Source organism: Rhodococcus opacus B4, assembly GCF_000010805.1.
GTDB lineage: Bacteria > Actinomycetota > Actinomycetes > Mycobacteriales > Mycobacteriaceae > Rhodococcus_F > Rhodococcus_F opacus_C.
In genome coordinates this window covers 1,920,424-1,944,865 of record NC_012522.1, presented here as the reverse complement: position 1 = coordinate 1,944,865, position 24,442 = coordinate 1,920,424, and the positions used below count along the sequence as shown (strand labels likewise).

Below are 24,442 nucleotides of genomic sequence, written 5' to 3'. Positions count from 1 at the left end.
TAGCGATCCGGCGACACCGCAGGTGGAATACCGCAGAACAGGACCGATCAAACCAGTCCGATCAGTACGTTTGCGCGGGTAGTGTGGGCGGCACGATCAGCGTTCCTGAGGCCCTCGGCAGGGTCATGGCGGTCACGGGAGACGAGTGAGTGGGATGCCTGACGAGATTCACCTGCACACGTTGACGAGTGACGTCGACGCCGACGCGGTCACCGTCTCTCTCGACTCCGTGCTCGAATTGCTGGAGCCCGAGGACGAGTTCGAGGTCGTGCTGGACACGGTGTGCCGTCGGATCGTGTCGACGTTCCCGGGTGCGGCGATGGCGGGGGTCACGGTCTTCCTGCCGACCGGTCCGGTCACGGCGGCGGCGACGTCGGATGACGTCGTGGCACTCGAGGAGTTGCAGTACCGCTTCGGTGAGGGCCCCGCGCTCGACGCGGTGCGCTCCCACGTACCCGTGCGTGCCGACCGCGCCACCGCGTACGAGAGATGGCCGGCGTACGCGGCGAGTTCCGAGCCGGCCGGCGTCCACAGCTATCTGTCCGTGCCCCTGCCCGGCGCGGAGCAGTCGGCCGCATTGAATCTGTACGGACTGTTGCCGCACGCCTTCCACCGGATGGACGAGTCGGTGCTCGAGTTGCATGTCGAGGCGGCATCGGTCGCGGTGCGCAACGCGCGACGGTACGGCGAGGCGAGAAATCTGATCGAGCAACTGCGGATCGCACTCCGTTCCCGTTCCGTCATCGACCAGGCGAAGGGAATCGTGATGGCGTTGCGGGGTCTCGACGCCGAGACCGCATTCGACGTTCTCGTCACCCGTTCGCAGCGCGAGAACGTCAAACTTCGGGTGGTCGCAGAACGTGTCGTGGCGGCGGTTTCTGCCCGCACAACCGTGCATAACGGTTTGTAATCGCTCACCAGGGCAAATGAGAGCCCGAGTATCTGTTATTTCCTTGTGACACATCACAGGCGGGAGTAGTCTCGAACCGAGGTTGAACACACAGCCGATGTCGGGAAGCGCTGCCGTAGCAGACAGTGTCATGTGTCCGAGGTCGGGTCTGTCTGCAAGTGCTCCGCTTCCCCTCTCAATGTTCGAGATGGGGTGAGCCATGTCTGTTGGTCAAGGGGTCCCAGAACCTGAAATGGCGTGTTCGGGCACGGAGTTCGGTACCACGTACAAGCCGAGGGTAACGCTCGCGGCCGTCGGTTCCGCTCCGACACGCTGTGCGAGCGCGGAATTCACTTCCGAGCGACTGGGTTCCGGGGTGATGTTGGTAGGGGTGCGAGGCGAGATCGACCTGTTCAGTGCACCGGGGTTCCGTGATTACGTGTGCACGCGGATCTCGCCCGAGGGGCAGTTCATCCTCGACATGTCGAAGGTGGACTTCATCGGGATCGCGGGTCTGTCGGTGCTCGACACCGTGCACGCGACGAACGTGCGGGACGGGCGGACGTGGGCGATGATCTGCGGTCGTCCGGTGTACCGGCTGCTCAGGGCGGCGGGCCAGGAGTCGAGCTACCCCTGCTTCGCGTCCGTGGACAGCGCACTCGGGGCCTGGCACGGCCGAACGGCGTAACCGGCCGAACCGGCGCCCGAGTTCAGTGGGCGCCGGTTCGACTCGTGCGCGGAGGGGCCGACACGCAGCGGCCGTAGGCGCGCAGGGTGTCGGTGGCGACCCGGTCCCACGAGTAGCGGGCGCGGGCGCGATCGCAGCCCGCCATGCCGTAACCCGTGCGCAGGGCGTCGTCGTCGAAGATCTGTCGCAGGGCCTCCGCCAGGCGGACCGGATTGCGGGGGGAGATCAGGCGTCCGGTGATGCCGTCGACCACCGTGTCACGCATGCCGCCGACGGCGGACGCGACCACCGGGGTGCCGCAGGCCATCGCCTCGAGCGGCACCATGCCGAACGGCTCGTACCACGGGGTGCACACGACGGCGTCCGCCGAACGCAGCAGCGGGGGCATGGCGTTTCGCGGCACCCGCCCGACTATCCGTACCCGATTGCGCACCTTCGACTCCCGGGCGAGCGTCAGAAGTCTGGACGCCTCGGGGTCGTCGGCGACGTCGTCGGCGGCCGGTCCGCCCGCGATGACGAGCTCGGTGTCGGGGAAGTGGGTGAGCGCCTCGATGGCGGTGTCGAAGCCCTTGCTCGGCGCCAGCCTGCCGACCATCACGAGGCGGTGGCGTTTGCCCTTCTCGTCGGCGCGGCCGTCGGGGGTGAACTCCGTGACGTCGACACCGGACGGAACGACGGACGTGCGCGAACGGGGCAGGCCGAGGTGGGAGAGTTCGAAGACCTCGTCCGTGCACGTCGCCACCACGCGGGTGGCGCCGCGGGCGATCAACTGCTCCAGGTGAATCCGGTTGTGGGTGCTCGACGTGTCCGCGCGCTCGAACCGCTGCTCGACCACCCCCAGCGCATGGAACGTCTGGACCACCGGAATTCCGAGCGTGCGGGCCGCGAGTTGCGTCGCGATCCCGGACATCCAGTAGTGGGCGTGGACGATGTCGGGCCGCTCGGCCTCCCACTCGGCCTTCAGGAAGCTGCCGAATGTCCCCATCAGCGGCAGGATCTCGGCCTCCGGCACGGGCCGGGCGGGGCCGACCGGTACGTGCACGACGGTGTACCCGCCCGCGGTCGTGACCCGCTCGGGGGCGTCCACACTCTCGGCCCGCGTGTAGACCGTGACGTCGTGGCCCTCCCTCGTGAGGGCCGCCGACAGTTCGGCGAGATGAATGCTCTGCTCCCCGACGTCGGCGCCGTCCGGCACGTCGAGGGGACTGGCGTTGGCGGAAACCATCGAAATCCGTAATCGTCTCGCGGTGCCGACGGCGGCCGTTCTCATCGGCTGCCCGCCGCACACGGGAGGTCTGGGTTCGCGATGAATGGCCGTCATGCCACGGGGATTCCCGAACTTCGGGTTTGTAAACCGACCGACTCGCATTCTGTCACGGGACGGGTGACACGAGCCGGCCGGTTTTGCGTTCTAATACCAGCGACGCCTGCCGCCGACCGCACGCCCGGTCGCGCCGAGAATCCACAGGACCACACCGATCACCACGAGGATGATGCCGATGGTCCAGAGCCAGTTGAGGCCGGTCAGCCATCCGATCAGGAGCAAGATCAGTCCGAGCACGATCATGACGTTCCTCGATTCTTCATCCCACCGAAGTGACGAGCGAGTCCGGTCGCGGACCCTCCCGCACCCCGTCGACCCCTGCGCCCATTGCGTAGGTCAGATGCCCGCCGAGCGCGCCGCCGAGTCCGATCGCGAGGAGTCCCGCGGTGCTCGTGGCGACAGCGCGTCCGTCCGTCCCGTGCCTGCGGCGAACGTAAGACGCGAGCATGGCCACGACACCGATGGCGTTGGCCCCGGCGTGGATCAGTCCGACGCGGCGCTGACGGGTGTCGCGTTCGGCCCAGTCCGCCCAGCCGGTCATCAGTGTCGGGGGAGTGGCGAGTAGTCCCAGGGCGATCAGCCTGCGTGCGCCGACGTGATCGCGGAATGCCAGATCGAAGACGCTTGCGCCGACCCACGCCCCGATGGGAACGCTGACGAGAACGGGATGCACGGGATGCCCGAGCCAGGACCCGCGCAACAGCGCACCCGTGTCGCCACGCAACAGCGCACCCGTGTCGCCACGCAACAGCGCACCCGTGTCGCCACGCAACAGCGCACCCGTGTCGCCACGCAACAGCGCACCCGCGTCGCCACGCAACAGCGCACCCGCGTCGGATGAGCCGAGCGCCCCCTGGATCCGCTGCTGCAGAAACCGGCTGCCGCCGTCGAGGAACTCGGCGGCTTCCGCTTTCCGGAACAGCCGTTCGAGGTTCATGACTTCCGGTTACCCACGGCGACGCGAAGAAAACCGGTCCGCCTTGTCGTCGGTGCAGGTCGGGCGTAGCGTCGGGACCACGTTCTCGAAGGTGAGGTGAGTGCCGTGAAACTCAATCTCTTCGCAGCTTGGGTCAGCTTCGCTCTGGTTCTGCTCTCGGTGGTCTGTCTCGGCGGTTTCCTCGTCGCCGCGGGATCCGGGCAGGGCGGCTGGGCGGTGATCTCCGGGTCTCTGTGCGTCGTCGCACTGGCCGGAGCAATGGCGCTGTACGGCGGAACCGTGCGCCACGACCACAGGTTGCATCACGAAACGCCGCACCTGTTCTGACTGCGGCACATTCCGGCGGAATCAGGATTCCGCGAGCCTCCGCTTCTCCGCGTCGATGTCGAAAGTCGCAGGCGGCCAATCGAGGTCGAGTTTCTCCAGGGCGTCGATCAGCAACTCGGTGACCGCGAGCCGGCTGTACCACTTGCGGTCACACGGAACCACGTGCCACGGCGCGTAGTCGGTCGACGTCAGGTCCAGCATGGCCTGATACGCGTCCTGGTAGGCCGGCCACAGCAAGCGCTCGTCGACGTCCGACGGGTTGTACTTCCAGTACTTGTCGGGGCGTTCCAAGCGCTCGCGCAACCGTGACTTCTGCTCGTCGAGAGACACGAACATCGCGACCTTGACCAGGGTCGTGCCGCCTGCGACGAGTTCCTTCTCGAATTGGTTGATCTCGTCGTAGCGGCCGCTCCAGACCTCTTCCGGTACGAGATCGTGGACCCGGACCACCAGCACGTCCTCGTAATGCGACCGGTCGAACACCCCGAGTTGCCCGCACCTTGGCAGGGCCCGGTTGATCCGCCACAGGAAGTGGTGGCGCTTCTCCTCGGGAGTGGGAACGCCGAACGAGGCGTGATCGACACCCTGCGGGTCCACGTGCCCGATGACGTGGCGGACCATCCCGCCCTTGCCCGCGGTGTCCATGCCCTGGAGCACGAGGAGCACCGACCGCCGGTCGCCGGATCGTCCGTTGGCGTAGAGCTTCTCCTGCAGGGCGGACAGCACCGCGCCGCGTTCCTCGAACAGCAGGACGCCGTCCGACTTGTCGCCGACGAATCCGGGGGTGCTCCCGCAGTCGAGTTCGGCGATCCGCCGGCCCGAGTGCGACCGCAGGGCCTCGGTGGCGGGCGTCTTCCAGAATCCGCGTGCGTTCTCTGCCATGTACAGACAGTGCCACAGGAGCGTTTCATGGAGGTGTGGGCGGCGAGGTGCATCCGTGTCGTGTCCTGGTGATCGGGACAGGGTTCTCCGGTCTGGGCACGGCCATCCAGCTACGCAAGCGTGGGCGCGACGACTTCATCCTGCTGGAGAAGGCGCAGGAGGTCGGTGGCACGTGGCGGGAGAACACGTACCCGGGCTGTGCGTGCGACGTGCCCTCGCACCTGTACTCGTTCTCGTTCGAGCCGAACGCGGACTGGACGCAGATGTGGTCGGGGCAGGCGGAGATCTTCGACTATCTGCGCGGACTGGCCGACAAGTACGACCTGCGGCGCAACATTCATTTCGGCCGCACGATGACGGGCGGCCACTGGGACGCCGAACACCGCCGGTGGCACATCCACACCGCGTCGGGCGACGAGTACGTCGCGCAGTTCGTCGTGTCCGGGATCGGCTCCCTTCACATCCCGAACGTCCCGGACCTGCCGGGCGCCGACACGTTCGAGGGCACCGCGTTTCATTCGGCGCGGTGGAACCACGACTACGACCTGCGGGGCAAGAAGGTCGCGGTGATCGGGACGGGCGCCAGCGCGGTTCAGTTCGTTCCCGAGATCGTGGGCGAGGTCGCCGAGTTGCAGTTGTATCAGCGGACGCCGCCCTGGGTCATCCCGGGCCTCAATTTCCGTATTCCGCCGAGGGCGCGGCGCCTGTTCGGCCGGGTTCCGCTGGTGCGGCGGATGGTGCGCGCCGCGGTCTACTGGACGTACGAATCGCTCGCGCTCGGATTCAACGGCCACTTCCGCCTGATGAAGCCGCTCGAGAGCGCGGCGCGGGGGAATCTGAACAGGACCGTCACCGACCCCGAGTTGCGCCGCAAGCTCACCCCGTCCTACGTCATCGGCTGCAAGAGGATCCTCGGATCGGACCGGTACTACCCGGCGCTGATCGCACCGCATTCGGTCGTGATCACCGAGGGCATCGCGCAGGTCCGGCCGCACGCCATCGTGGCGGGGGACGGGACGGAACGGGATGTGGACGCGATCATCTACGCCACCGGGTTCCACGTCACCGACGGCTTCGACAGCATCGCCCTCACCGGGGTCGACGGCAGGCGCCTCGCCGACGAATGGCAGGAGCACGGGATTCGCACCCACCTGGGAATCACCGTCGCGGGTTACCCCAACGCGTTCTTCCTCCTCGGCCCCAACACCGGGCTCGGTCACAATTCGGTGGTGTTCATGATCGAGTCGCAGATTCGTTACGTTCTCCGGCTGATGGATCTCGTCGACCGGCGCGGCGCGGACGCTGCGGTCGTCCGTTCGGCGGTGCAGAGCAGCTCCAACTCGGATATTCAGCGGAAGCTGTCGAAGGGTGTGTGGTCCCGCGGCGGATGCGTGAGCTGGTATCTCGACTCGCACGGCGTGAACCGCGCGATCTGGCCGGGCTCGACCGTGCGGTACTGGCGGCAGACGCGGTCGGTCGATCCGGCGGACTTCGAGTTCACACCCGGCTGAAGGGTGGGGGCGTCACTCCGTCGACGAGATGGCTTCCCCAGAGATCGACTCCGGTGATCCGGGCGGTGGCCGTGCCTTCCGGGGCGGTGATCCGGAGTTCCTTGCCTGCGGACAGGTCGGCGTCCGCGCCGAGGGCGTCCGTCAGGGTGCGGACGCGGCCGTGCCAGACGTATCGACCGCTGATGGGTTCGAAGTTTCCCGCCAGCTGGACCTGCACGGTCACGGCGGGACGGTCGCCCACGACGACGTCGGCGGGGCCGCGGTAGCCCTCTTCTTCTTCCTCGTGTTCGTTCACACGGGCGAGTTTACCTGTAACTGCTAGTTACACAAGAATCGGTCCGCGCCTAATCGGTCGCGTCGGCAGGCGGCAGCAGCGGGTGCGGGATCGCATTGAAGCGGGCGGGCGAACCGTTGACCGCGGCAATGCCCGTGACTCCACCCCAGGTCATCATCGTGAGGTAGTTGATCAGATCCTCGACCGACATAGACCGGTTGGAGATCCACCAGTGGGTGGCCAGTTGCACGCCGCCGACGATGCCGTACGCCCACGGAACTGCGCCGCCGGAGTCCATCTCCATCTGCCGCAGCCGCTCGCCGAGAACGGTGGAAAGCACCTCGGCGATCATCCGCTCGGAGTCGGCGACCGTCTCGCGGCCGGGGCCGGAACCGTTGGCCATGATGTAGAGGTAGACGTCGGGATCCGACGCCACCGTCTCGACGTACGCGGTGATCGTGGCGCGGGTCAGCTCGAAGTCGTCCAGGTCTCCGCCGATGGCCTCGTAGATCCGGGGGGCGAGCGTGGTCTCCACGTACCGAGCCATGGTCGCGTTCGTCAGGTCGCTCTTGTCCGCGAAATACCGGTACAGCACGGTCTTGGAGACACCGATCTCGGATGCGATCTCGTCCATCCCGATATCTCGTCCACGCAGGCGGATGGCGGCGATCGTTCCGTCGACGAGTTCTTCTCGGCGCGCGATCTTGTGCTCACGCCAGCGGCGCTTGCGCCCGTCGGGCTTAGCCGCCTTGTCCAGCTTCGTCATCGACCCGGTCACCTGCTCGGGATCCTTCACGTCGTCGTTCGCCACTGCGTCTCTTCACATCCGTTTCGTGTCGCGATCTCCTGCCAGCTTAGTGCGCGGGTCTTGTCGCACGGCACAACGCCGCTGTGCGGGCGCGCGTCCCGCGGCTGGGCGACCGCTCCCACGCCGACCTTGGGCACAATGGCGTCTGTGGATCAATTGAGCCTTTCCGCCTTCGACGACGAAGCGAAGCGTCGCGATCTTCGCAAGATGAAGGCTGTCGCGACGGGCTTCCTCGTCTTCGCCACCGTGGTCTACCTCGTGTGCCGGTGGCAGGAATCGCGAGGCGCCGGCGAATGGGTCGGATACGTCCGGGCCGCGTCGGAGGCCGGTATGGTCGGCGCGCTGGCCGACTGGTTCGCGGTGACGGCCCTGTTCCGGCATCCTCTGGGGTTGCCGATCCCGCACACCGCGATCATCAAGCGCAAGAAGGATCAGCTGGGGGCGAGCCTCAGCAGCTTCGTCGGCCAGAACTTCCTGGCCCCCGAGGTGGTGTCGGCCAAGGTGGAGGCCGCGGAGATCCCGCTCCGGCTGGGCACCTGGATGGCGCAGCCCAAGCATGCCGCGCGGGTCGCCGCCGAGACAGCCACCATCCTGCGCGGCTTCGTCGAGATCCTGCGCGACGAGGACGTGCAGCAGATCATCGACACCACGCTGGTGCGCCGGCTGGCCGAGCCCCAGTGGGGGCCGCCGATCGGACGGGTGCTCGGCGAACTCCTGCGCGAGAACCGGCAGCTGCCGATCCTGGATCTGCTCGCCGAGCGGGCTCACCAGTGGGCGCTCGGGAGTCAGGAGACCATCGACCGGATCGTCAGCCGCGATTCGCCCGCCTGGTCGCCCAAGTTCGTGGACGCCATGCTCGGCGAGAAGATCCACCGGGAACTCGTCGAATTCACCTGGAAGGTGCGGTCCAACCCGGAGCACGAGGTGCGGCAGGCGGCCAACCGGTTCCTCGTCGACTTCGCCGACGACCTGCAGAACGATCCCGCGACCATGGAGAAGGCCGAGAAGATCAAGGCCGAGATCATGGGACGCGAGGAGGTGACCGGCCTCGCCGCGGCGACGTGGAAGGTGGCCAAGCGCCTGATCATGGAGTCCGTCGACGACCCGGACAGCACGCTGCGCACGAAGGTCGCGGAGAACGTCGTCCGCTTCGGCGAGCGGCTGCGCGACGACCACGAGCTGAGGACCAAGGTCGACGGGTGGGTGCTCGCCGGTACGCGGTACATCGTCGTCCACTACACCGACGAGATCACCGCGATCATCTCCGACACCGTCGAGCGCTGGGACGCCGAGGAGGCGTCGAAGAAGATCGAGCTCCAAGTGGGACGCGATCTCCAGTTCATCCGGATCAACGGCACCGTGGTCGGGTCGATCGCGGGCCTGCTGATCTACACGTTCTCGACACTGCTGTTCGGCTGAGGTCCGGTGTTCGGCTGAGGTCCGGGTCACAACGACCCACCCGTTAGCTGGGTGCTAACAGGGTGCTTGCAATTGCTAGCACCCTGCTTTAGGCTTGGTGCTGCCCAGCAACACGGAGGACTGATGGCCAGCGATGACCGCGATGCGGCCGGTGCAGGAGATCTGGCAGCTCGCGTAGTCAGCAACGCCGCTCACGACATCGGAGGTTTCATTCGTGCCCAGCGCGAAGCGGCCCAGGTGTCGATGCGGCAGCTGGCGCAGCTGGCCGGTGTCAGTAATCCGTATCTGAGTCAGATCGAGCGTGGGTTGCGCAAGCCCTCGGCCGAGGTGCTTGGGCAGATAGCCAAGGGGCTCCGGGTCTCTTCGGAGGTCCTGTACGTCCAGGCGGGTTACCTCGAGCAGCGGCCACACGGTCCCCTCCGTGACGCTCTGCTCGCGGATACGGCCATCACGGAGCGGCAGAAGCAAGTGCTGCTCGAGATCTACGAGTCGTTCTGTCGTGAGAACGAATCGGCGGAAGCGGCCGAATCCCGGACGTCCGAGCTTCGGACAGAAGAACACCAGCGTTCTGATTCCCAGACGCCGGAACCAGAACCCCCCACCGTTGAAGAGGAGAAAGCCGATGACTGACCAGAAGACCATCGACAGCGTCAAGACCTCGCTGTACGCGGCCGTAGGTGCCGGAGACGTCGTGGTGCAGGCCGTGGCCGACGTCGTCGCCCAGGTCCGCTCGCGCGCCGAGTCCACCCAGGGTGACGTCGAAGAGCGCGTCGGCGGCGCCAAGGAGCGCTTCGCCGGACTGCAGGAAGAGGTCACCGAGGGTGTCGAGAACCTTCGCGACCGCCTTGCCGGACTGCCGTCCGAGCTGCCCGAGGAGCTTGCCGAGCTGCGTGAGAAGTTCACCGCCGACGAGCTGCGCAAGGTCGCCGAGGCCTACCTGAAGGTCGCATCCGACCTGTACACGTCCCTCGCCGAGCGCGGCGAGGACACCGTCGAGCGCATCCGCAAGCAGCCGGTCGTCGAGGAGGGTATCGGCCGCGCCGAGACCGCCTTCGGTGACGCCGTCGAGCTGACCGAGGAAGCTCTCGGCACCGTGGCCCGCCAGACGCGCGCCGTGGGCGAGCAGGCCGCGAAGCTCGCGGGCCTCGCCTCGGGTCGTATCTCCGACACCGCCGAGGGACTCGGCGAGGCCATCGCCGACGCCGGCGACGAGGCTGCCCTGAAGGTTCTCGACCTGGGCGATCAGGCCGAGGAGGCGTCGAAGGACGCCGCCGATCGCGTCACCGCCACTGCGGCCGACGTCGCCGACAAGACCGCTCCGGCCAAGCACGCTGCTCCGGCCCCCGCGAAGAAGGCTGCTCCGGCCAAGGCCGCGGCAACTCCGGCTCCCGCCAAGAAGGCTGCTCCGGCCCCCGCGAAGAAGGCTGCTCCGGCCAAGAAGGCTTGATCCTTCACGCTTTTCGGCCCCCGCACCGTTGGTGCGGGGGCCGTTTGCGTGCCGACCTCGTAGGATGGAGCTGTGATTCAAGTTGACGGCGTCGTCTCGGTGATCTTGTTGGTGATTCGCATCGTCGCTCTGGGTGGTGCGGCGTTCGCGCTGTTTCACGCGGCCCGCCAGCGCAAGGACGCATTCACCGCCGTGGACAAGCTGAGCAAACCGATCTGGCTGAGCATTCTCGCCGTCGCGTTCCTCGTTCTCCTGCTGTTCCCGGCGGTTCAGTTGTTCGGCATCGTCGCGGTCGTCGCGGTGTGCGTCTACCTCGTGGACGTGCGCCCCCGGGTCGACGACGTCCAGCGCGGGCCTCGCTGGTAGGCATTCCGGCCGGATAGGCCTCGCTCCTCGCGCACGGTCGTGCGAAAACCAGGTTCTTTCGCATCCTAATTATGACAATGGACATTGTGACAATGCTATTGTGGTGATACGGCTACCGAGGAGCGCATCGTCCGATGAAGGAGTACCGGATCGACGACCTCGCCCGCGAGGCGCGGGTGAGCGTGCGCAACGTGCGCGTCTACCAGGACCGCGGACTACTCCCGCCGCCGCGGAAGCAGGGGCGCACGGGGTGGTACAACGAATCGCACCTCGCCCGGCTGCACCTGATCGGGCGCATGCTCGATCGCGGCTACACGTTCGCGACCATCAGCGAGCTGCTCACCGCCGCGCACTACGGACTCCAGGTCAAGGACGTTCTGGAAACCGACGACCCGGGAAGCCGCTGGAAGAAGCGCAGGCGGGCGGCACGCCTGACGATCGCCGAGCTGAAACGCATGTTCGGGGCGCAGACCACCGAGGCCAACATCGCCCGCGGCACCGAACTCGGTGTGCTCGTTCCCGCCGGAGACGCCTATTCGGTGAACAATCCGAGACTGGTCGAGGCGGCGCAGGTGCTCGTCGACGCCGGCATCCCGCTCGAGGACGTCCTCGAGCAGACGGCGGCGGTGCGACGTGCCCTCTCGGACGTCGCCGCGCGGTTCGTCGCCGTCGTCGCGGACCGCTATCTCGCGGCCGAGGGTGAGCCACTCGAACTCGACGAGGCGAAGGTCTCGGACATCGCGCGACTCGTCGACCAGATGCGTCCCCTCGCACACGACGCCGTCCAGTCGCTGTTCGAAGAAGCGATGGAGGAGCAGATCTCCCAGGCCCTCGGGCGGGCGGCCCGGCAACTCGGCGAGACGCCGGGTCCGGCGTCGGGCACAGACACCAACAGAGCAAGTTAGACAGGACAGGGGTAGGAATGACCAGCAGTTCGCGCACCATCGCCTTCCGGGCGCTCGCAGGCGCAGCCGGGGTCGCCGCCGCCGCAGCAGCGGTAGCGGCAATCCGTTCCAAGCGGGCCACCCGCGGGTTGACGTTGTCGACCGAGGTCGCCCCGAACGAGTTGCTGCGCACCCCGGACCTGCGCCCGGACGTGACGGAGATCCTCACCGACGACGGCGCGACGCTGTACGTTCGCGCCTACGGTCCGGTGGACGGCGATCCCATTGTGCTGAGCCATGGTTGGACCTGTTCGACCGAGTACTGGTACCCACAGGTGAACGCGCTCGCCGAGGAGTACCGCGTCATCACCTACGACCAGCGAGGGCACGGCCGCAGCTCGGTCGGCTCGCTCCCGCTCGGCCCCGACGTCCTCGCCGACGACCTGTCGGAGGTACTGAAGGCGACGGTGCGCGAAGACAAGAAGGCCGTGCTCGTAGGCCACAGCATGGGCGGCATGAGCATCATGGCGTGGGCAGGCAGGCACCCGGACGAGGTCGGGAAATATGCGTCGGCGGTCCTGCTCGCCAGCACCGCGTGCGACCGGCTCGTCGCCGAGACCACCGTCATCCCGCTACCGAATCGCTTTCCGCGCGTGCCGGTTCCGGTCGGCCGCGCCGTTCTGAGCACGCCCGTGCCGTTGGTGTCTTCGCCGGTGATGACGCGCGCGCTGCAGTACGTGTCGATGTCGCCGAACGCCACTCGCGCCGAGGTCCAGTTCTGCGAGAACATCGTCCGGGACTGCAAGCCGCGCATCCGCGGCGGCTGGGGGGCTGCGCTCAGCGGCCTCGACATCCACGAGGCGCTCGACAACCTCGACGTCCCGACCACGGTGCTCGTCGGTTCCATGGACCGGTTGACCCCACCCGTCCACGCCCGCAAGCTTGCTCGCGTCCTGGACGAGGCCGGTCACCTCGAGCGGCTGATCGTCCTGCCCGGCGTCGGCCACATGAGTTCCGTCGAGAGCATCGACGAGTTCGACAAGGAGATCGTGCGGCTGCGAAACCTCTGACCTCAGGCTGCCCTGTAGTCGATCGGGCCCACACGCCGGTGGCGTGTGGGCCCGATTTTTGCGCCGGTGTGAGGCTTGACACATATCATCGTGACAACTAACGTAATTTGTATCACTGTAAAACGTGATGCGATTCAGCGTTCACCGATCCGGTCATCAGGCGATAGGAGCTCACGTTGGCTCATGTAGTTACGCAATCCTGCTGCAACGACGCGAGTTGCGTCGCGGTGTGCCCCGTCGATTGCATCCATCCCACTCCGAACGAGCCCGGCTACGGCCGGGCGGAGATGCTGTACATCGATCCGGTCGGTTGCATCGACTGCGGCGCCTGTATCGACGCGTGCCCGGTCGACGCGATTCTCCCCGACTATGACCTGACGCCGGAAACTGCGCGCTACGAGGAGATCAACGCGGCGTACTACCTGAACAGGGAGCCGCTCGCCCCGGCCGTGGAACCGCCCGGTGCCGCGGAGGTCCAGGTATCCGAACGCGCGTTGCTGCGGGTGGCGATCGTCGGGTCCGGGCCGTCCGGTTGCTACGCGGCCGAGAGCCTGCTGTCCCGGATCGGTCCCGCCGTGGAAGTTTCCTTCTTCGAGAAGCTTGCGACACCGTTCGGGCTGATCCGATTCGGTGTGGCACCGGACCATCAGGGGACCAAGGCGGTCGCCTCGCTGTTCCAGAAGACGGCGTCGCGGAAGAACGTGGACTTCTACCTCAACGTCGAGGTCGGCGAACACCTGACTCACGACGACCTGCTCGCGCATCACGACGCGGTGATCTACGCGGTCGGCGCTCCTGCCGATTGTGCGCTGGGGATTCCCGGCGAGGATCTTTCCGGAAGCCACTCGGCGACGGAATTCGTGGCCTGGTACAACGGTCATCCCGACCAGGCGCACCGCACCTTCGACTTGTCGGGTGAGCGTGCCGTGATCATCGGCAACGGGAATGTGGCGCTGGACGTGGCCCGGGTTCTCGTCGCGGGCACCGCCGAACTGGCGAAAACCGACATCGCCCCGCACGCGTTGGAAGCGTTGTCGGAGAGCAGGATCAGAGAAGTGCTCGTCGTCGGACGGCGCGGTCCGGCGCAAGCGGCGTACACGAGCCCGGAGTTGCTCGCACTCGGCTACCTGCCCGGCGTGAATGTCTCGGTGCAGCCCGGGGAGATGGTGGGGGAGGCGCAGGCGGGTGGGCGAGCCGACCCGATCGAGGCGATGAAAGCCAGGATCGTCGCAGAATTCGCTGCGGCCCCGCACGCGCCGGAGAACAAGCGTATTGCGTTGCGCTATCTGCTCTCTCCGGCCGAACTGATGGGACGAGGCCGGGTGGAGGGAATCCGCCTGGTCCGCAACGAGCTGGTTCAGGATCCGGACGGCCACTCGCGCGCGGTGCCGACAAGCGTCGTCGAGGACATCGATTGCGGGCTGGTCCTGCGATCGGTGGGGTACCGGGGGATCCCGGTTGCGGGGATTCCCGTGTCGGGTGCGCGCTCGACGATGCAGAACGACGGAGGTCGTGTGCTGGATCCGGATTCGGGAAGTCCGATGCCGGGCGTGTATACCGTCGGGTGGATCAAGCGTGGTCCTTCCGGCGTCATCGGCACCAACAAGGCCTGCGCCGCCGAAACTGTCGACAAACTGGTCGACGACTTCCAGGCCGGTCGATTGACCGTTCCCGCGGCCGGGCGGCAGGAGCTCCGCAGCCTCGTCGCGGATCGAAGGCCCGAGCGTATCGACTACGACGGATGGAAGGCGATCGACGCGCACGAGCGGCGACTCGGCAGAGAATCCGGCCGCCCGCGCGTGAAGCTGGTCGACACCGCCTCCATGGTTGAAATTGCTACGCGTGCAGCAGTTTCCGTATGACGCAATTCGGGCGCGCGGATTCGCCGCGCGCCGAAGAAAGTGATTGACGTCTCACCGCCTAACGGTATAAGGTTTATTTGGATCGGAGATGCGGCCCGCACCCGATCCTCTCGACCGGCGACAGCCCCCGCCGTCGAGGATCGGAACAGTCTCGCCGCCCGACTTCGCCGGACGATGTCCTCACACACCGCGAGTCTCCGGCATCTGAAAAATCATCACAGAGGAGTTCACATGAAACTTCAGGACAAAGTCGCCGTCATCACCGGAGGTGGGTCCGGGCTCGGGCGCCAGGGTGCGCAGTTGTTCGCATCGGAAGGTGCGAAGGTGGCGGTCGTCGACATCGACGGCGACCGGGCTGAACAGACCGCGAAACTGGTTGAGCAGCAGGGTGGAACGGCTATCGCCATCACCGCCGACGTGAGTGACGAGGCGGCCGTCTACCGCAGCGTAGAGACCACCGTCGAACAGTTCGGCAAGCTCGACATCATGTGGGCCAACGCGGGTGTCGTCTCCCGTGGCGGAGTCCCGTCGGTGGCGGGCGGCGAACACGTGGAGTTCCAGGACCTCACGGATGCCGACTGGCAGCACGTTCTCGGAGTGAACCTGAGCGGCGTCGTGTACTCCTGTAAGGCCGCGGTGCCGGCGATGCGGGCCAACGGCGGCGGCACCATCCTGGCGACGTCGTCTGCGGCGTCCTTCGCCGCCTATCACAGCATCGCGATGTACTCGGCGACGAAGGCCGGCGTCAACGGCCTGGTCCGCGGACTCAGTCTGGATCTCGGGCGCTACGGGATTCGCGTCAACGCCCTCGCCCCCACGCACGGAATGTCCCCGAACTTCCTGATGGGCCCGGGAACCCCGGTGATCGGCCAGTCCTATGAGGAGACGGCGGGACCGTGGGATCCGGGTGTCTCGCCGATTCCGCTCAAGCTCCAGCGACCGCCGTCGCTCGTCGACAACGCGAAGGTCGCACTCTTCCTCGTGTCGGACGACTCCGCATACATTTCCGGTCTCACGCTGCCCGCGACGGACGGCGGCACCCTGTCGCGTGTGGCGATGATGTTCGAGGAAGACACTCCGACTCCGACCCTTCCCGTCGACTGAGCGGGGCTGTCGTCGATGACCATTCATGCGCAGAACCGTGAGCAGTCGTTGAAAGTCGACCGATCCGCCTGTGCGGGGCACGGCCTCTGCTACGGCGCGGCGCCCGACATAGTCGACTGCGACGACCAGGGCTACCCCGTCGTCGTGGCCGAACCGGTTCCCGCGGAACTACGAGACCAACTGGGCGCCCTCGTCGAGATGTGCCCCGAACGCGCGCTGAGCGTCGAACTCCCGACTTCGGAAGGCTGAGAAGCAGTGACGACTACCCAACTACCCGACAAGCTCGTCGTGGACTTCGACGTCTACGACCAGACCTTGGCGATGCCCGAGGACGTATTCCAGGAACGTGCCGCGGAGCTGAGGGCCATCGGGCCCGTCGTGTATTCCACGGCTCACGGCGGACACTGGATCGTGACGCGTTACGAGGAAATCCATCAGGTCCTGCGTGATCCGGAGACGTTCTCCAGCTACCCGAACAACCTCGTGAACGCGGGCCAGGGAAAATTCATCCCGATCGAGCTCGACCCGCCGGAGCACACGTTCTACCGGCAGGCGCTGCAACCGCTGTTCAGTCCCAAGCGGATGAAGGAACTCGAGCCCCAGATCCGCGACGTCATCAACGAGCTCATCGACGCCTTCGTGGCGCGCGGTGAAACCGAGTTCATCTCGGAGTTCGCCCACGAACTGCCGACCCGGGTGTTCCTGGCCCTCATGGGCTGGCCGCTCGAAGACGCCGAGATGTTCACCAAGACGACGGACGTTGCACTGCAGGGCATTCCCGGTGGAACGGAGGAAGAATCCGCGAAGGCGCGTGAGGATGCGGCCAATCAGATCTTCGGCTACTTCGGTGCCATCGTGGCCGGGGTGCGCTCGGGTGAGAACACCTCGGACAGCCTGACCGCGCAGATCATCAACACCCCGATCGAGATGGAGGACGGTGTACGGCTGCTCACCGACGAAGAGCTGTACCGCATGTTCTTCCTCCTGCTCATCGCGGGCCTGCACACCGTCCAGGGATCACTTGCCTGGGGAATCATCCACCTCGCGAACAATCCGGGCCAGCGGCAGGAGATCGTGGACGATCCCGACACCATCCCGGCCGCGGTGGAGGAGATCCTGAGGATCGAGGCTGCCGTCATCGCGGGCCGGCGAGCGACCCGTGAGGTCGAGCTCGGCGGAGTCACGATCGCGCAGGGCGACCAGCTCATCGTGCTGCTCTGCTCGGCGAACCGCGACGGTGGCGAGTTCGAGGATCCCGACGAGCTGCGCATCGACCGCTCGCCGAACCGTCACCTGTCGTTCGGTGCCGGGCCGCATCGGTGCATCGGGTCTCACCTGGCTCGAATCGAGCTCAAACTGGCCATGGAGGCGATTCACCGGCGGTTGCCCGACTACCGCCTCGTTCCGGAGGACCCGCCGATCCTGCACGCCACGCAGGTGCGCGGTTGCATCCGGCTCCCGATCACCTTCACGCCCTCGTCCTAGGTTCGAGGCATGTTCGAGGCAGTTGTCCGCGGTCCCGAGGGCTTCGGGCAGCTGCCTCGCTCTTTTGGTGTAATGAACAGGGCGTGGCGGCCACCCTCGGTGCAACACTTTACGTGTATTGTCATTTGTATCGCGGCCGAGCGGGGTGGCCGGCCGGAAGTGACAGTGTCTGGAGCGAGGATGGCAAGAAGAAAGACCGCCGGGGTCCTGAGTCAGGACGCCGATGTGGCACGGTCTCAGATACTCGTGGCTGCTCAGACGATGATTCTTCGATTCGGTATCGCGAAGACGACCATGGAGGACATCGCGAAGGAGGCGGGGGTGTCTCGCCCGACCGTCTACCGGTACTTCCAGGATCGCGAAACGCTCACCACCGAGTTGATCAGGTGGCGATCGCGTCAGACGCTCGAGCGCGGCCGGAAGTTCCTGATGGAATGCGCGACGTTCGAGGACAGGCTGATCGAAGGCCTCATCTACCTGGTCTACGACGGGATCAACGATCCGATCGTACGCATCCTCGTCAGCCCCGAACACGTCGGCGGGGATTCGTGGCTCGAGACGATCCCTCTCGCGACGAGTCTCACCACCGAGCTGTGGGGGCCGATCTTCGACGACGCCAAAGCCGACGGCGAGATGCGGGTGGATATCGACACCGACGAGGCGTGCTCCTGGATCACCCTCGTGCAGCTGATGCTCGCACCGCGACTGGACAATTCGGATCCTGCCGATCCCTCGCACCGGCAGATGATGAGGCAGTTCGTCCTACCGGCCTTCCTGCCCTAGTTCGCCCGCGTCCCAGAGAAGCCGTGCCCTGAGAGGGGCACGGCTTCTTTGTGCTTTCTCGGGTAAATCTAACGTTCTTAGCTACGATGGTCGGCGGTTCCCGTGCCTGGTCACGGTCGGCTCGTGCGGGAATGCCTATGCCGGCAGGCATTTCGCGGGTGGGCTAATTCGTCTCCCGCCCTTGCGGCAAGAGTCAAAAGTCGTATAACGTAATACGTGCGACGTAATCTGTATCACAGTTAGAAGTCGTGACCTCGCCGTCGATCGAACGCGGCACACGATGAAAAGCACTGCGAACAAGCCCAATTCGAACAGTCCGGTCACCCGGCTGGGGCTTCGGCGTGGGCCGACGAGACGGCTGTGGGTTCCGGCCCGCCGTCGCAACGGCCCCGTGGGCACCCGAGTCGGCCCCGACACCTGAATACACGGAGGTAATGGTGGGAGTGGAGGTATCCGTCGAGGGACTGACCAAGTCCTTCGGCTCGCAGAGGATCTGGCAGGACGTCACGCTGACCCTTCCGGCCGGTGAGGTCAGTGCGTTGCTCGGGCCGTCGGGCACGGGTAAGTCGGTGTTCTTGAAGTCGCTGATCGGTCTGCTCCGTCCGGAGCAGGGGTCGATCGTGATCGACGGCACCAACATTCTGGAGTGCTCGTCGAAGGAGTTGTACGAGATCCGGAAGTTGTTCGGGGTGCTGTTCCAGGACGGTGCGTTGTTCGGGTCGATGAACCTGTTCGACAACGTGGCGTTCCCGTTGCGGGAGCACACGAAGAAGTCCGAATCCGAGATCCGCAAGATCGTGATGGAGAAGATGGAGCTGGTCGGTCTGCTGGGGGCCGAGGACAAGCTGCCGGGGGAGATTTCCGGTGGTATGCGCAAGCGTGCCGGGTTGGCGCGGGCGCTGGTTTTGGATCCGCAGATCATCTTGGTGGACGAGCCGGATTCGGGTTTGGATCCGGTGCGTACCACCTACATTTCGCAGACGTTGATCGATATCAATGCGGAGATCGATGCGACGATTCTGATCGTGTCGCACAACATCAATCTGGCGCGGACGGTGCCGGACAACATCGGGATGTTGTTCCGTCGTCATCTGGTGATGTTCGGTCCGCGGGAGGTGTTGTTGACCTCGGAGGAGCCGGTGGTCAAGCAGTTCCTGAACGGCACCATGATCGGTCCGATCGGGATGTCGGAGGAGAAGGACGAGGCGCAGATGGCGCAGGAGCAGGCGATGGTCGATGCCGGGCATCATGCCGGTGGTGTCGATGATGTGGAGGGGATCGTTCCGCAGATGAAGGCGACGCCGGGGATGCCGTTCCGGCAGGCGGTGGCGCGTCGTCAGGAGCGGGTGCGGCACATCATGCACACGTTGCCGGAGAACGCCCAGATCGCGATCCAGGAAAGCCTCGGAGCGGACTGCCTCGACGACGAGTGGGCCTCGAACGACGCGGATACGCAGGCTCTTCCGGTGATCACAGGAGTGGCACAGTGACGAGTGTGAGGGAGCCGATCGCGGTGGACGCCGTGCCGGCCGGGCCGGCGCAGGCAGATCGATCCGCACCGGAGAAGCGGCGGCGGCCGCGTCTCTCGGTTGCCGCGGTGGGGAAATACCTGAAGGAGACGCCCATCCGCAGCCTCGCGACGCTGGGCCGATCGGGTGAGCTCGCGGCGAACATTCTGAGATACACGGTGTCCGACACGATCGCCCTCCGATTGCCTCTCGAGGAGGTGGCCACCCAGATGTGGAAGCTCCTCAAGGTCACCGCACTGCCCGCGCTGCTGATGGCGGTGCCGATCGGTGCCGAGGTCTCGGTGCAGGTCGGTGGAATCATGAACCAGGTCGGCGCGAACTCGCTGGCAGGAGCGGCCAGTGGTCTGGGCGTGGTGGGGCAGGGGGCGCCGATGGCGGCGGGACTTCTGATGAGCGGCGCGGCCGCATCGGCGATCGCGTCCGACCTCGGTGCCCGCGCGATCCGCGAGGAGATCGAAGCGATCCGGGTCATGGGGATCGACCCGGTCCAGCGACTGGTCGTTCCGCGGTTCATCGCGATGATCGCCATCGCGCCGATGCTGTGCATCGTCATCGTCGCGGCGGGTGTGGCGGCGGGACTGGTGATTTCGGCCAACGTCAACGACGTGGTGCCCGGAAGTTTCTGGCAGTCGTTCGGCTCGTTCGCGACACCGACCGATCTGGTCTTCTCCGTCCTCAAGTCGGTGATCTTCGCGGCGCTCGTCGTGTTGATCGCAAGCCTGCGAGGTCTCGAAGCCAAGGGCGGCCCGAAAGGCGTGGCCAACGCGGTCAATGCCTCGGTGGTGCTCAGTGTCTTCTGCATCTTCATGACCAATCTCGTGGTCAGCCAGATTCAGATGATGTTCTTTCCGGCCCGGTTGGCGTGACGTGAACATACACTCCACGCACCGCAGAGGCTCGTCCGGTGGAATCCTGCTGCAACCGATTCGCTCGGTGGGCCGCGCTGCCACATCGGTGATCGAAGAAATCGGTCAGGTCACGGTCTTTTCCGTCAAGACGGTCGCATTGCTGCCCAAAACGCTGCGGCACTACCGCAAGCAGACCATGACCACCATGAACAACATGGCGTGGGGGAACGGATCCCTCGTCGTCGACGGCGGTGTCGTCAGCCTGATGTTCTTCCTGGGACTGGCTGTCGGCGCCGTGGTCGCGATCCAGGCGTTCATGGCCTTCGATCTGCTGGGATTCGGGGCGTTGACCGGCATCATCGGATCGTTCGGCAATGTCCGGGTCATCGCCCCGATCATCACCGGAATCGGATTCGCCGCGCAGGCCGGCTGCCGGATGACCGCCGAGATCGGCTCGATGCGCATCTCCGAGGAGATCGACGCCACCGAATCGATGGGCCTGCAGGCCATTCCGTTCGTGGTCGGGACGCGGCTGATCGGAAGCATGCTCATCGTGATCCCCGGGTATCTGATGGCGCTCGTGGTCAGTTTCTTCACCGGAGGGTTGATCATCAAGACGTTTCACCGTCAGCCGTCGGGCACCTACGACCATTACTTCAGTCAATTTCTCAGTGTTCCCGACCTGATGGCGTCGCTCCTCAAGGCAGTCGTCTTCTGCGCCGTCGTCACGATGATCCATTGCTACTACGGATACTTCGCGGACGGTGGGCCCGCCGGTGTGGGCGCGGCGTCCGGGCGCGCGATCCGGGCGAGCCTCGTCGCGATCGTCGTCCTGAATTTCTGTATGACTGTGGCGATCTGGGGTCTCAGTCCCGAACTGGTGTTCAAAGGATGAGTCAATGAGCAGAGCGAGGAGTCAGGACTTCCTGAGAGGGGTTCCCGGCCGTCAGAGCCGAGTGCTGCATGGGGCGGGGCTGGGGGTCGTCGTGACGACCTGTGCAGTTTTCGCCGCAGTCTGGGCATACCCGAGCGGTGCGGACACGGACGGGTTGCCGATCAGCATCGACGTCCCCTATGTGGGCCCGGGCGTCGACTCCGGCACGAAGGTGATTCTGCGGGGCGGTGAAGTCGGTGTCGTCACCGGACTGGAACGCACGGGAGCGGATTCCGTTCGCATGGACCTTCAGCTCGATCCGGATGAGATCGGCGGCCTGACCGATGCCTTCGATGTCGACTTCCGGCCGCAGAACTACTTCGGTTCCACCGCTGTCAATCTGGTCGGCAGGCCCGGCGGTTCCGATCTGGAGGCGCACCGCACGCTGGACCGCACGCCCACAGGAGATTTCACCATGTCGACCATGATCGAGAAGGGTTCGCTGGCCGTCGACGGCACGCTGACCGAATCGATGATCACCAGCCTGGACAAGGTCGTCCGCTACACCGACGGACTGACACCGATGTTCGATGCAGCACTCGTGCTCGCCGACCGGGTCGCCCAGACCCAGCAGGCGCTTCCGGCCGACCTGCTCGGGCGTGTCAACGACGTCCTCGACGTGTTCCCGGCGTTCAATCGCCAGGCGATCGATTCGCTGGCCCACATCTACAACAGCACCTACAACCAGCGGACCGACGGTTCGGTCGGCGTCGACGACCCGTTCATGGACGAGACGGACGCCGGCCTGACCCTGGCTGCCGGGCAGTTGTTCGGACAGGCCGGGCAGTTGCTGAAATCGCACGGCGACGAACTGGTGCCGGTCACCGAGGTGGTCTCGGAACTCGCAGGCGTGGTGCCGCACCTCTACGACGGCGGGGCGCGCCCCGAGCGACTGCGTACCGCGGTCGAGCGGCTCGAGTCCGCGTTCGAGGACAGCGGCGACGGGCAGCGACTGAATCTGCGGATCGTCCTGGACGATCTGCCCGCGCTGGCGGCTCCGCTGGCGTTGACCGGTGCCCCGCCGTCCGAGGACGGGGCCGGCCGATGAGCAACCGAACCAAGTACATCGTCACTGTCGTCAAGCTCGCCGTCGCGGCCGCGGTCTCCGTGGTCCTCTTCATCATCGTGATCAGCGCGATGAAAAGTCCGGTGACGAACGAGACAAACAGCTACACAGCGGAATTCACCGACGTATCCGGGCTCGGTGCGCACGGCGACATCCGGACGAAGGGGGTCCGGATCGGCAAGGTCGAATCGGTCGAACTGATTCGGGACGGCGGGCGGAGTCTGGCGGAAGTGCACTTCACGATGGAGAAGCCGTATCAGCTCACGTCCGACACGATCCTCGCGGTGAAGTACCAGAACCTCACCGGCGTTCGCTACCTCGACGCCGAATTCCCCGCCGATCCGGGCGACGCAGTCGATCGACTGCCCGCGGACAAGACACGGGCCTCGTTCGACATCACCGAGTTGTTCAACGGACTGCAACCGGTACTCGCCACCATGAGCACCGACGACATCAACACCTTCACCGAGAACGCGATCTCGCTTCTGCAGGGAGACGGAAACGGATTGTCACCGATGCTCGAAGACGCACAGAAACTCGCCGGCCTCGCCCACGACCGCGAACAGGTCATCTCGACCCTCACCGGCAACCTCGCACGGATCTCCGACAGCATGGGAGGCCGGTCCCCCGAGGTCGTCGAGTTCCTGCGCTCGGTGAGTTTCCCGATCGCGAAGGCGATGACGGTCATCGACGAGTTCCCGAAGACGGCTGCGTTCGGCCCCGAATTCCTCACACCGATCAAACGATTGATCGATGCTCTCGGTCTGCAACCCGGTATGGATATCGAGCAGATGCTGTCCGACGCATTCGCGTCGGTGCCGGAGACCGCCGAAGCGTTGCGACTGCTGCCGGCCGCCGTCGCCGGACTGCAGGTCCCGCAGACCGCCGCGGCAGGCCCGGGCGGTGTCCAGTGCACGAACGGTGTCGCGCAGCTACCCACCGACGTCGAGGTCCTGCTGAGAGGGAGCGAGGTCGTCGTATGCAACCCGTGACGAGAAGCAGCGGCCGGCGTCCGGCCCGGGTATTGAGCACGGTGCGGTTCTTGATGGGCCGGGAGGTGGCGTTCGGCGCGGGCATCGTCCTCCTGGTGGTTGTCGCGCTCGCGTCCACCGCCGTCCTCTACGCGAACCCACCGGGCCGCGCGTCGTTCTCGTTCCGCACCGACGACGCCTCCTCGATCGACATCGGTCAGGACGTCCGGGTGGCGGGCATCGGCGTGGGAACCGTCACCGACGTCTCGATCGAGCCGGACGCGGTACTGGTGACGGCAGAGATCGACGACGCGGTACCGGTCGGCTCGGATTCCCGGGTGGAGGTGCGGATGCTCACCCCGGTCGGGGGGTACGCGATCACCCTCGTCCCCCTCGGCGATCTGCCGCTCGGGGACGCGGCTCTGCCCGCCGAGCAGGTCAGCGTTCCGTATTCGATCGGCGACGTGCTCCAGGCCGCGCCGCACACGACCGACAACGTCGAGGGCGGCACCGTCGACGCGAACCTCGACGAGATGGCCCGGGCGCTCGAAGAGAACCCGACCTCCGTCGCATCGATGATCTCGGGTCTGACCAGCATCGCCCGCGTGATGGATCAGCAGCGAGCCCAGGTCCGCACGATCGCCGACCTCGCCGCGGAGTATCTCCAGAGCTTCGAGGCCGATCAGGGCATGGTGTTCGAACTGATCCGCGAGATCGATGTGGTCCTCTCGACGTACAACACCACTCACGCGGGTTTCAACGAGGCCTATTCCCTGCTCGGCAACGTCCTGATGACGATTCAGCCGTTCGAGGCGTTCTATCTCGACCACAAGACGGAGGTGCTCGACGCTGTGAACCACGCGAAGGGTGTGATCGACGAGTTCCGGACGTCGATGAGCCCGGCCATCGACAATCTTCAGTCGTTGCGCACTCAGCTCGCCGAATGGCTGACGCCCGAAGGGATGGCCGCGATCAAGGGCGGCACACTGATGGCCTCGGACTTCTGTGTCCCCGTTCCCGGACGGACGTGCTGA

At 65.8% G+C, this 24,442-nt stretch carries 27 protein-coding genes; 21 read left to right on the top strand and 6 right to left on the bottom strand.

What is annotated here, in order from left to right; genetic code table 11:
* The first annotated feature begins 154 nt into the window (after positions 1 to 154).
* Together ROP_RS09125 and ROP_RS09120 are read left to right on the top strand one after the other, a co-directional pair.
* Positions 155 to 910, top strand: coding sequence for a GAF and ANTAR domain-containing protein (locus tag ROP_RS09125; RefSeq protein WP_012689040.1), 756 nt, complete (start codon positions 155 to 157; stop codon positions 908 to 910).
* Positions 911 to 1,268: 358 nt separating this feature from the next.
* On the top strand, positions 1,269 to 1,577 hold the full coding sequence (locus ROP_RS09120) for an STAS domain-containing protein (RefSeq protein WP_231869040.1): 309 nt from the start codon (positions 1,269 to 1,271) through the stop codon (positions 1,575 to 1,577).
* 22 nt (positions 1,578 to 1,599) lie between these two features.
* Here the strand turns inward: ROP_RS09120 and ROP_RS09115 are convergent, their stop codons facing one another.
* From ROP_RS09115 to ROP_RS09110, 3 genes are all read right to left on the bottom strand, one after another.
* Positions 1,600 to 2,802 carry a glycosyltransferase gene (locus ROP_RS09115; RefSeq protein ID WP_043824472.1) on the bottom strand — a complete coding sequence of 401 codons (1,203 nt, stop codon included), beginning with the start codon at positions 2,800 to 2,802 and terminating at the stop codon, positions 1,600 to 1,602.
* A 186-nt stretch (positions 2,803 to 2,988) separates the two neighbouring features.
* Positions 2,989 to 3,144: a DUF6131 family protein gene (locus tag ROP_RS43405; protein ID WP_012689037.1), complete on the bottom strand. Its 156-nt coding sequence runs from the start codon at positions 3,142 to 3,144 to the stop codon at positions 2,989 to 2,991.
* Between the two features lie 16 nt (positions 3,145 to 3,160).
* Complete coding sequence (locus ROP_RS09110; RefSeq protein WP_012689036.1) at positions 3,161 to 3,838, bottom strand: DUF2231 domain-containing protein; 678 nt, start codon at positions 3,836 to 3,838, stop codon at positions 3,161 to 3,163.
* 96 nt (positions 3,839 to 3,934) lie between these two features.
* Here ROP_RS09110 and ROP_RS09105 point away from each other — a divergent pair, with 96 nt between their 5' ends.
* Entirely contained in the window at positions 3,935 to 4,165 is a 231-nt protein-coding gene (locus ROP_RS09105) for a hypothetical protein (protein ID WP_012689035.1), read from the top strand.
* A 21-nt stretch (positions 4,166 to 4,186) separates the two neighbouring features.
* On the opposite strand, the gene ROP_RS09100 is transcribed toward ROP_RS09105, so the two are convergent.
* On the bottom strand, positions 4,187 to 5,047 hold the full coding sequence (locus ROP_RS09100; protein WP_012689034.1) for a polyphosphate kinase 2 family protein: 861 nt from the start codon (positions 5,045 to 5,047) through the stop codon (positions 4,187 to 4,189).
* A 35-nt stretch (positions 5,048 to 5,082) separates the two neighbouring features.
* Between ROP_RS09100 and ROP_RS09095 the strand changes: the two genes are divergently transcribed.
* The gene (locus tag ROP_RS09095) at positions 5,083 to 6,558 is read left to right on the top strand and encodes a flavin-containing monooxygenase (RefSeq protein ID WP_012689033.1); all 1,476 of its coding nucleotides are present in this window, start codon (positions 5,083 to 5,085) and stop codon (positions 6,556 to 6,558) included.
* Here ROP_RS09095 and ROP_RS09090 read toward each other — a convergent pair.
* Entirely contained in the window at positions 6,545 to 6,853 is a 309-nt protein-coding gene (locus ROP_RS09090; protein WP_012689032.1) for a DUF4873 domain-containing protein, read from the bottom strand. The two genes, ROP_RS09095 and ROP_RS09090, sit on opposite strands and share 14 nt — an antisense overlap.
* A gap of 49 nt (positions 6,854 to 6,902) precedes the next feature.
* Positions 6,903 to 7,643 carry a TetR/AcrR family transcriptional regulator gene (locus tag ROP_RS09085; protein ID WP_012689031.1) on the bottom strand — a complete coding sequence of 247 codons (741 nt, stop codon included), beginning with the start codon at positions 7,641 to 7,643 and terminating at the stop codon, positions 6,903 to 6,905.
* A 144-nt stretch (positions 7,644 to 7,787) separates the two neighbouring features.
* On the opposite strand from ROP_RS09085, the gene ROP_RS09080 reads away from it, so the two are divergent.
* From ROP_RS09080 to ROP_RS09000, 17 genes are all read left to right on the top strand, one after another.
* Positions 7,788 to 9,059 carry a DUF445 domain-containing protein gene (locus ROP_RS09080; protein WP_012689030.1) on the top strand — a complete coding sequence of 424 codons (1,272 nt, stop codon included), beginning with the start codon at positions 7,788 to 7,790 and terminating at the stop codon, positions 9,057 to 9,059.
* 123 nt (positions 9,060 to 9,182) lie between these two features.
* Positions 9,183 to 9,689: a helix-turn-helix domain-containing protein gene (locus ROP_RS09075; RefSeq protein WP_012689029.1), complete on the top strand. Its 507-nt coding sequence runs from the start codon at positions 9,183 to 9,185 to the stop codon at positions 9,687 to 9,689.
* Positions 9,682 to 10,506 carry a major lipid droplet protein TadA gene (gene tadA, locus ROP_RS09070; RefSeq protein ID WP_012689028.1) on the top strand — a complete coding sequence of 275 codons (825 nt, stop codon included), beginning with the start codon at positions 9,682 to 9,684 and terminating at the stop codon, positions 10,504 to 10,506. The genes ROP_RS09075 and tadA overlap by 8 nt, the downstream gene beginning before the upstream one ends.
* Positions 10,507 to 10,578: 72 nt before the next feature.
* Positions 10,579 to 10,872, top strand: a complete 294-nt coding sequence (locus ROP_RS09065; protein WP_012689027.1) for a DUF2516 family protein — start codon at positions 10,579 to 10,581, stop codon at positions 10,870 to 10,872.
* A gap of 134 nt (positions 10,873 to 11,006) precedes the next feature.
* Complete coding sequence (locus tag ROP_RS09060) at positions 11,007 to 11,777, top strand: MerR family transcriptional regulator (RefSeq protein ID WP_012689026.1); 771 nt, start codon at positions 11,007 to 11,009, stop codon at positions 11,775 to 11,777.
* Between the two features lie 17 nt (positions 11,778 to 11,794).
* Positions 11,795 to 12,826, top strand: coding sequence for an alpha/beta fold hydrolase (locus tag ROP_RS09055; protein WP_012689025.1), 1,032 nt, complete (start codon positions 11,795 to 11,797; stop codon positions 12,824 to 12,826).
* Positions 12,827 to 13,002: 176 nt separating this feature from the next.
* A complete protein-coding gene (locus ROP_RS09050; protein WP_012689024.1) occupies positions 13,003 to 14,688 on the top strand; it encodes an FAD-dependent oxidoreductase in 1,686 nt (561 codons plus the stop codon).
* 231 nt (positions 14,689 to 14,919) lie between these two features.
* Positions 14,920 to 15,792: an SDR family NAD(P)-dependent oxidoreductase gene (locus ROP_RS09045; RefSeq protein ID WP_012689023.1), complete on the top strand. Its 873-nt coding sequence runs from the start codon at positions 14,920 to 14,922 to the stop codon at positions 15,790 to 15,792.
* Between the two features lie 15 nt (positions 15,793 to 15,807).
* The gene (locus ROP_RS09040) at positions 15,808 to 16,041 is read left to right on the top strand and encodes a ferredoxin (protein ID WP_012689022.1); all 234 of its coding nucleotides are present in this window, start codon (positions 15,808 to 15,810) and stop codon (positions 16,039 to 16,041) included.
* Positions 16,042 to 16,047: 6 nt separating this feature from the next.
* The gene (locus tag ROP_RS09035) at positions 16,048 to 17,277 is read left to right on the top strand and encodes a cytochrome P450 (RefSeq protein WP_043824465.1); all 1,230 of its coding nucleotides are present in this window, start codon (positions 16,048 to 16,050) and stop codon (positions 17,275 to 17,277) included.
* A 180-nt stretch (positions 17,278 to 17,457) separates the two neighbouring features.
* Positions 17,458 to 18,060: a TetR/AcrR family transcriptional regulator gene (locus ROP_RS09030; protein ID WP_043824462.1), complete on the top strand. Its 603-nt coding sequence runs from the start codon at positions 17,458 to 17,460 to the stop codon at positions 18,058 to 18,060.
* Between the two features lie 434 nt (positions 18,061 to 18,494).
* Entirely contained in the window at positions 18,495 to 19,550 is a 1,056-nt protein-coding gene (locus ROP_RS09025) for an ABC transporter ATP-binding protein (protein ID WP_012689019.1), read from the top strand.
* 107 nt (positions 19,551 to 19,657) lie between these two features.
* Positions 19,658 to 20,455 carry an ABC transporter permease gene (locus ROP_RS09020; RefSeq protein ID WP_043826392.1) on the top strand — a complete coding sequence of 266 codons (798 nt, stop codon included), beginning with the start codon at positions 19,658 to 19,660 and terminating at the stop codon, positions 20,453 to 20,455.
* A gap of 88 nt (positions 20,456 to 20,543) precedes the next feature.
* Complete coding sequence (locus tag ROP_RS09015; protein WP_231869039.1) at positions 20,544 to 21,332, top strand: MlaE family ABC transporter permease; 789 nt, start codon at positions 20,544 to 20,546, stop codon at positions 21,330 to 21,332.
* 4 nt (positions 21,333 to 21,336) lie between these two features.
* Positions 21,337 to 22,419, top strand: coding sequence for a hypothetical protein (locus ROP_RS09010; RefSeq protein ID WP_012689016.1), 1,083 nt, complete (start codon positions 21,337 to 21,339; stop codon positions 22,417 to 22,419).
* Positions 22,416 to 23,429 carry an MlaD family protein gene (locus ROP_RS09005; protein WP_012689015.1) on the top strand — a complete coding sequence of 338 codons (1,014 nt, stop codon included), beginning with the start codon at positions 22,416 to 22,418 and terminating at the stop codon, positions 23,427 to 23,429. Before ROP_RS09010 ends, ROP_RS09005 begins: the two co-directional genes overlap by 4 nt.
* On the top strand, positions 23,417 to 24,442 hold the full coding sequence (locus tag ROP_RS09000; protein ID WP_080512447.1) for an MlaD family protein: 1,026 nt from the start codon (positions 23,417 to 23,419) through the stop codon (positions 24,440 to 24,442). Before ROP_RS09005 ends, ROP_RS09000 begins: the two co-directional genes overlap by 13 nt.

Bases quoted from the DNA above. Each gene is read 5' to 3' on its own strand.
- ROP_RS09025 (WP_012689019.1), top strand. From the start codon at position 18,495: ATGGTGGGAGTGGAGGTATCCGTCGAGGGACTGACCAAGTCCTTCGGC.
- ROP_RS09040 (WP_012689022.1), top strand. From the start codon at position 15,808: ATGACCATTCATGCGCAGAACCGTGAGCAGTCGTTGAAAGTCGACCGA.
- ROP_RS09075 (WP_012689029.1), top strand. From the start codon at position 9,183: ATGGCCAGCGATGACCGCGATGCGGCCGGTGCAGGAGATCTGGCAGCT.
- ROP_RS09055 (WP_012689025.1), top strand. From the start codon at position 11,795: ATGACCAGCAGTTCGCGCACCATCGCCTTCCGGGCGCTCGCAGGCGCA.
- ROP_RS09120 (WP_231869040.1), top strand. From the start codon at position 1,269: ATGTTGGTAGGGGTGCGAGGCGAGATCGACCTGTTCAGTGCACCGGGG.
- ROP_RS09010 (WP_012689016.1), top strand. From the start codon at position 21,337: ATGAGCAGAGCGAGGAGTCAGGACTTCCTGAGAGGGGTTCCCGGCCGT.
- ROP_RS09000 (WP_080512447.1), top strand. From the start codon at position 23,417: ATGCAACCCGTGACGAGAAGCAGCGGCCGGCGTCCGGCCCGGGTATTG.
- ROP_RS09100 (WP_012689034.1), bottom strand. From the start codon at position 5,047: ATGGCAGAGAACGCACGCGGATTCTGGAAGACGCCCGCCACCGAGGCC.
- tadA (WP_012689028.1), top strand. From the start codon at position 9,682: ATGACTGACCAGAAGACCATCGACAGCGTCAAGACCTCGCTGTACGCG.
- ROP_RS09030 (WP_043824462.1), top strand. From the start codon at position 17,458: ATGGCAAGAAGAAAGACCGCCGGGGTCCTGAGTCAGGACGCCGATGTG.
- ROP_RS09060 (WP_012689026.1), top strand. From the start codon at position 11,007: ATGAAGGAGTACCGGATCGACGACCTCGCCCGCGAGGCGCGGGTGAGC.
- ROP_RS09125 (WP_012689040.1), top strand. From the start codon at position 155: ATGCCTGACGAGATTCACCTGCACACGTTGACGAGTGACGTCGACGCC.
- ROP_RS09115 (WP_043824472.1), bottom strand. From the start codon at position 2,802: ATGGTTTCCGCCAACGCCAGTCCCCTCGACGTGCCGGACGGCGCCGAC.
- ROP_RS09045 (WP_012689023.1), top strand. From the start codon at position 14,920: ATGAAACTTCAGGACAAAGTCGCCGTCATCACCGGAGGTGGGTCCGGG.
- ROP_RS09110 (WP_012689036.1), bottom strand. From the start codon at position 3,838: ATGAACCTCGAACGGCTGTTCCGGAAAGCGGAAGCCGCCGAGTTCCTC.
- ROP_RS43405 (WP_012689037.1), bottom strand. From the start codon at position 3,144: ATGATCGTGCTCGGACTGATCTTGCTCCTGATCGGATGGCTGACCGGC.
- ROP_RS09005 (WP_012689015.1), top strand. From the start codon at position 22,416: ATGAGCAACCGAACCAAGTACATCGTCACTGTCGTCAAGCTCGCCGTC.